We start from the raw sequence: 6685 nt of genomic DNA, 5'->3' as shown, positions 1-6685 counted from the left end.
CCAGCGGGAGATTACTGCTGTATTTTATCCATATCCAAAGTGATGCCGCAATATACCATGTAGCCATGAATGGTACTAGGAAGTTAGACACGTCAGCGATCCTTTTGACACCGCCTATGACTACTATTGCTGTAAATATGAACATTAATAAACCCGCGATCAACCTTGTTTGGAAAACATCCCATCCATAGGCCTTAGCAATATACTCAACACCAAGGGCCACATTATTAGCTTGGACAGTGTTACCTATACCATACGCAGCGATGAATGTGAATATTGAGAACAATACCGCAAGCGCTGGACCTACAACCGGCACCAGCCTTATATAGTATGGTGTGCCTCCTTCAACTCTCCCATCAGGCGTAATTCTTCGAGACCAAGCACCCAGCGTAGCCTCGACAGCTTTAGTACCCATTCCAAGGATGGCGCAAATCCACATCCAGAAGAGCGCGCCGGCACCGCCTAAATGAAGAGCTGTTGAGACACCGGCTATATTACCTACGCCAACCGTGGCTCCCATAACTGCAGCCCATGTCGCAAATGGACTTACCTCTCCCTTACCACCTGTACCCTTATACAGCATGTTCTTAAGTACGGCTTTGAACTTGGTTATCTGGAATAAACGGCCGAGAATGGCTATTGAGAGTCCTGTTCCAGCCAATATTATTATCGCGGGAAGACCCCATACTAATCCATCTAAGAAGTTTATTGCTTCGATTATTGACTCAAGTGCGCCCACTTAAGATCCCCATCACATATTTCTTGTTTTTACTATCAATCCATAGTTTATATACTATTGTATTATTTTTAAATATTTCCACATTATATAGAAATATTTATATGTGTTCCCGTATAATATCCTACTTGGGGATGGGAAATGAGTGGAGAAAATACTTACCAGAGATCGATAGCTAGTTTAATGGTATGGGTCTCATCGCTAATACTGTTAACAATACTCTTGCTAGCACTAGGGTTCTCGACAAATATAAATGAAGTAGTATCTAATTGGCCGGCGCATATAACCATAGTGGCCATACTTCTAGTGCTTGAGATTGTGGCATGGATCACGAGTAAGAAAAGCTAGCCGGTGAATCCATCGCAATACCGGGTTGCAGACTTGAATTTCCTGGTGTTATGTAATGAATAATGAGAGCCCTGGAAAAGATCTTCAACTCATAGAGAAATACTGGAGGTATGTTTCAATTAGCCAGGGATTCAAGTACTTTCCCCTGGTGGTTAGTAGGGCAAAGGCGTCGAAGGTATGGGATATAAATGGGAGAGAATATATAGACTTCCTCAGTAGTGCCGCAACATATAATATAGGACATAGTAACGAGGAGGTTATCAAAGCCGTTAAGGAGCACCTGGATAAATTCATACATTACTGTCTCTATTTATATCATGAACCAGCAATAGAATTAGCGGAGCTACTTACAGGAATCACATTGGGAAACCATAGGAAAAAAGTTGTGTTTGGCCTCTCAGGTGGGGATGCAAATGATACAGCGCTTAAAGCCGCGCTCATCTATACCCGTAGACCCAGCGTGATATCGTATACTTACTCATATCATGGGACGACAGCTCTCGGGATAGCTGTAGGTGGGTCATTCAGGGAGGAGATCAGGAAAACGATGCCGTTTAAAGACGTGTACTTCGTGGAGTACCCGGATACATATAGATGCGGTGATATAGAGGATCCTAGAGAATGCGGTGAATACCACCTTTCAAAACTAGAGGATGTACTGAAGAAGATTAACCCGTCCAGTGTTGCAGCCATAATAATGGAGCCCATACAGGGTGATGGCGGGGTATTAGTTCCCCCGGAGAACTATGTTAAAGGCGTATTCAAGCTAGCCAGGGAAAACGGGATAATAATTATAGATGATGAAGTCCAGACAGGCATGGGTAGAACAGGTAAATGGCTGGCAATAGAGTACTTCAACGTGGAGCCAGACCTAGTAGTCCTAGGTAAAGCACTAGGGGGAGGTATGCCTATATCAGCTGTCATCGGTAGAAGCGAGATACTGGATGCTGCGCCGCCTCAAACATTCTTTGCCACCTCAGCCGCACATGCATTATCCTGCGTGGCAGCCATAGCCACCATCAAGTACATTAAGAGCCATAACCTAGTAGAGAAAGCCAGGGAACTCGGCGACTATGCTGTAAAGAGGTTGAATGAGCTGAAGGAAAAATACGAAATAATCGGCGATGTAAGGGGTAGGGGACTAATGATCGGGGTTGAAATAGTCAAGGAAAAGAAACAGAAGATTCCTGACAGGAAAACAGCGCTTAAAATAATATGGAGGGCGTGGGAGAAAGGGTTGATAATGATGACCTACGGTAAATATGGTAATGTCCTGAGGATAGCCCCTCCTCTCGTGATATCAAGGGAGGAACTTGACGCTGGAATAAACATTGTAGACGAGGCAATCAGGGATGTGTTAGAGGGAAGAGTCTCGGATGATGTAATAAATAAAATGAAAGCATGGGAGTAAAATCTCCCAAACACGCGTGTCTTTAACACTTTTTATATTTACATTTCTAGACGGGTAACCACTAGTATTCAATAATACAATGGAAAACGGAGAGGTAGCCGGGCGGGGATTCGAACCCCGGTCACGGGGGCCAGAGCCCCGCATCCTTGGCCGCTAGACGACCCGGCTACTTCATTACTTACTAAGGGGTACCAGGGGTTTTAAAGATTCCTAAAGCAATACTTTTAAAATCCCCGTCCAATATTCCATGAAAATGGTTGGGCCCGTAGCTCAGCTTGGTAGAGCGGCGGGCTTTTAACCCGTAGGTCCCGGGTTCAAATCCCGGCGGGCCCGCATTACCCGCCTTAAACCGGTGAACCATCTTTTCCTTTCATCTCCTGTCTAACTTGGACGGTGGGATCAATAAGCCATACTTGTCCAGTGCCTGCTTCAGTCTTCTCTTATGCTCTAATAACGTGTCGAAGAATAACCTGGGTGTTTCGGGTATTTTCTCATATATCCTGTATATTCTCTCTGCTTTCTCGAGGTGCTTACCCACCCTTATCGTGAAGAGTTTCTCATACAGTTCCACGGGAAACTCCTTATTGAGCTCTCTCCTGAATAATTCAGCTAGGTCATCATACAACGGTATAAAGCCTGTAGGAGCCTCCAATGCATCCACGTCATTGTTTACTCTGAGCTCCATCCATTTTAACCATACTCTTTTATCCACTTTCTCAGTCAGGTACCTTCCTTTATCATCCCTGAGGAAGTAGTTGACACCATATATCCTCGGCTCTCTGGCTAATTCCTCGCCGAATTTAAAGTGTAGGTTTACGAAGTCCCCTGGTGATATTGAGAGGAAGTCCAGTATAGCGAATGGATTGAACTCTCTTTCGCCGGCTTTGCCGAGCACAGCCGTGGTTCTCTCGGATTCCAGTGATGCAGCTTTCGTAACTATTCCATGAACCCAGTTAAATGCCTCTTCCACAGGTACCCATGTATCTGAGTCTCTTCCACCGAAGATCATACCGTGAACTGGTACACCCATAGGATCATTTATCCTAGGGTCAACCTTACTCAGGTAGAATATACTAGTTGTGAACCTGGCGTTTGGATGAGATGGCGGTATAGGCCTACCTTTTTCATCCAGCTTACCCGGCCACCATTCACCGGCATAGTTTATTCCCTTCCTGGGCTCACTGGTCTTACCATTCCACCATACTTCACCGTCTTCTGTTAGAAGGACATTTGCGAATATGACCTCTGTATCCCTAGATGTAAGTATCCTATATATCTCGGGGTCATCCACGGGGTTGACTCCATCAATTATTCCAAACATGCCTACTTCAGGGTTCACCCCCCTTGCCTCACCGTCAACGTTTCTTATTATTGCTAAATCATCCCCAACCACGGTGTCAGCTATTAATGCTGTGGAGGTCTTGCCGCATCCAGCTGGGAATGCGCCTGTGAAATATGATACTCTATCACCCGGCCCCTTAACTCCAACTATGAACATATGCTCGCAGAGCCACCCCTCCCTATACCCCTGGTAGACGCAGAGCCTTAATGAGAGCTTCTTTAATCCCACGGTGTTTCCAGCATACTGGGTGTTAACGCTATATGTTATGTTCTCCAACAGATCCACATAGATCCTTCTCCTTGACACATTCTTACTCCATCCATACTCGTTTAATTCTCCTGCGCTATGGAGGAACCTCATGTATCTTAGCGACTCGCCTTTCTCAACAAATACATCGTAGCATACCCTGTAGAGTATATTCTCACTATGCATGACATACGCTGAATCAGTTACCTGGACACCGTAGAGGGTGAATGATGAATCCTTGGGGCCGAAGCAGTAGAACCCTATATACATCTCCTTACCCTTCATTATACCCCTATATATCTCCCTAAGTTCCCTCAAGCCCTCCTCTCTATCCCTGGTATTAATCATTGAGATCGATGTACCACCCACAGTGAGAATCCTGGTGTTCTCCCTATCCCTTGCTAAATCAAACACGCCATCGAAGTGAACCGTGTGGAGTGGATTATATTTACTGGGTATCTCCTCCATTTTCTCAATAGCCCGTCTCCTAATATACTCGAGATCCTCTTTTGTACCAGTGTTAACGAATATGGAGCTGGGCTCGAGGAGCTCCGCGGTCTCTGTAATCCATTCAATGAGTTTTCTATTATTTATCCTCGAGATTTTCTCAATGGACTCTCTGCCAGCATATCTTGAGAGACGGGTAAGCATTTCCTCCATGTAAGTATCCATATATGTTCCCCCGTACCATATATATTTTTACAAAACTAATAAAACATGTAACCCGTGTTCTCCTGGACTAGGAGATGAATAGTTTCGAGAGGGAGGACGCTATCTTATCAGCTATTCTAAGGGGCTCTGGCTCAGGGCTATATATACATACATGCTTTAAGACGTCTACTACCCTGCCTGGATCTATCCCCACAGCCATTATCTGTATTATTCTCCACGCCGTCTCAACTGGGATAAGATTCTTATAATAATTCCTCACCACCCTAAACCTTTCCTCCCCATCGGGGAAATGCTTTAGCAATGCTGACCTAACTCTCTCAAGGTTCAAGGGATATAGTTGAACCGCTACAACGGGTTTCCCTGTCTCGCTGTGGAGTAGAAAGGGATCTACGACATCGAACCCTGCATAAGTTACACCGTCAAGCATTATGAGTTCGCCATTTAGAAGCCTTGACATCTCAACTATCCTCTTATATGTTTCCCCGCCGTCGACAAGGACTCTTGAAACAGCTATATCGAGGACTCTGAAGCCACTGGTTTTAACCCCTACTATAAAGGTATCTCCCTTCCCGCCCTTGAATTCGAGAGGGAAAAACCCGTCGTCATAGGCCTCTATGATGCAACAGTGTTTAGTCATTATGAAACACTTGAGGACTATGCTTCAACATCCTTTAATGCATCCTTAATGACTGGGAGCATATCCTTTCTTATCTTTATTATCCTCGTGATACCATATTTGCCTCTATTAACCACCTCTGAGATAATCAGCCCCATCATATCTAGCTGTGAAATAATCTCACTGATCCTGCGCAGAGAGAGCGGCTCGTATTTAAGGTTCCTCATCATATTGGAGTATGCTGTATATACTTCCCCAGTTGTCGTGGATCCCTTGCCCTCAACGAGCTCCACTATCTTCTTCAACACGAGCTTCTGGTGAAGAGGCAGCGTGACAACACTCTGGTATATCCTGCCCTCCTCGATCTCAAGGGTTGCTTTCTTCACATGCTCTATTGTAACCCTCTCAGCACCCTCTCTCTCAGCTATTTCACCGGACACTCTGAGTAAATCCAGCGCCCTTCTGGCATCTCCGTGTTCTCTCGCAGCCAGGGCTGAACAGTATGATATCACACCATCCTCTATTACGCCCTGATTGAACGCTAGTTCAGCCCTCTGCTTCAATATAGTGAATAATTGCTCGGCATTATATGGTGGGAAAACCATCTCTATCTCCCCCATACTAGACCTAACCCTTGGATCAAGGTTCTCGATGAAGTTAACATCGTTTGTTATACCGATCAATACTATCTTAGCCTTGCTTAATTCCTCATTGGCTCTCACAAGCTTGTATATTAGATCATCTCCTTCACGCTTAACATAGTAATCCACCTCATCTAAGACTACTATGTGGAGGCCTCCCCAGCTATCCAACGCATTAATATATCTTCTATATACTTCACTTATCGCTAGCCCGGTGTGAGGCACCCTTAACCCGATGCTTTGAGCTATACTAGCTATCACCCTATATGTTGTGTCAAGCTTCCTCGTGTTAACATAAGCATAGTCAAGCCTCTTATTTAATGATGATGCCTTTTCCTTAAGCCTGGATACGACATACTTCACTACAACGGTTTTACCAGTACCTGTTAAACCATAGATCAGGACATTACTGGGCCTCATACCCTGTGCGGAGACAAGAAGATGCTCTGCAAGCCTCCTGATCTCGTTTTCCCTGTGGGGCAGAGTATCAGGTATGTAGTCTGGGTGGAGGACCTCTCTGTTCCTAAATATCCTCGATGCAAATCCTCGCTTCCTAATGAGCTCGTCGATGATATCAGCCAAGATACACACCCATAAGCTTTGATGCAGTTAAACACTGTAGCTATAAATAGTACTAGACATCCAATATCTCCTTTCAAATATTTATTTTTTC

Annotated in this window: 6 protein-coding genes and 2 tRNA genes; 3 read left to right on the top strand and 5 right to left on the bottom strand. The window is 44.8% G+C overall.

Features of this window, described 5'->3' with window-relative positions; translation table 11 throughout:
• The coding region (locus QXV08_RS03890) for an alanine:cation symporter family protein (RefSeq protein WP_342821410.1) at positions 1-739 on the bottom strand (739 nt) is incomplete at its 3' end.
• A 138-nt stretch (positions 740-877) separates the two neighbouring features.
• On the opposite strand from QXV08_RS03890, the gene QXV08_RS03885 reads away from it, so the two are divergent.
• Positions 878-1084, top strand: a complete 207-nt coding sequence (locus QXV08_RS03885; protein WP_342786737.1) for a hypothetical protein — start codon at positions 878-880, stop codon at positions 1082-1084.
• A gap of 55 nt (positions 1085-1139) precedes the next feature.
• Complete coding sequence (locus tag QXV08_RS03880) at positions 1140-2495, top strand: aspartate aminotransferase family protein (RefSeq protein ID WP_342786738.1); 1356 nt, start codon at positions 1140-1142, stop codon at positions 2493-2495.
• A 95-nt stretch (positions 2496-2590) separates the two neighbouring features.
• Here QXV08_RS03880 and QXV08_RS03875 read toward each other — a convergent pair.
• Positions 2591-2663, bottom strand: a tRNA-Gln gene (locus QXV08_RS03875).
• A 91-nt stretch (positions 2664-2754) separates the two neighbouring features.
• On the opposite strand from QXV08_RS03875, the gene QXV08_RS03870 reads away from it, so the two are divergent.
• Positions 2755-2828, top strand: a tRNA-Lys gene (locus QXV08_RS03870).
• A 37-nt stretch (positions 2829-2865) separates the two neighbouring features.
• Here QXV08_RS03870 and QXV08_RS03865 read toward each other — a convergent pair.
• From QXV08_RS03865 to QXV08_RS03855, 3 genes are all read right to left on the bottom strand, one after another.
• Complete coding sequence (locus tag QXV08_RS03865; RefSeq protein WP_342786739.1) at positions 2866-4755, bottom strand: phosphoenolpyruvate carboxykinase (GTP); 1890 nt, start codon at positions 4753-4755, stop codon at positions 2866-2868.
• A 67-nt stretch (positions 4756-4822) separates the two neighbouring features.
• The gene (locus QXV08_RS03860; RefSeq protein ID WP_342786740.1) at positions 4823-5392 is read right to left on the bottom strand and encodes a DUF99 family protein; all 570 of its coding nucleotides are present in this window, start codon (positions 5390-5392) and stop codon (positions 4823-4825) included.
• A 17-nt stretch (positions 5393-5409) separates the two neighbouring features.
• Positions 5410-6594, bottom strand: a complete 1185-nt coding sequence (locus QXV08_RS03855) for an orc1/cdc6 family replication initiation protein (protein WP_342788133.1) — start codon at positions 6592-6594, stop codon at positions 5410-5412.
• Positions 6595-6685: the final 91 nt, after the last annotated feature.

This window comes from Desulfurococcus sp., from assembly GCF_038881575.1.
GTDB lineage: Archaea > Thermoproteota > Thermoprotei_A > Sulfolobales > Desulfurococcaceae > Desulfurococcus.
This window is presented reverse-complemented; position numbering and strand designations above follow the sequence as displayed.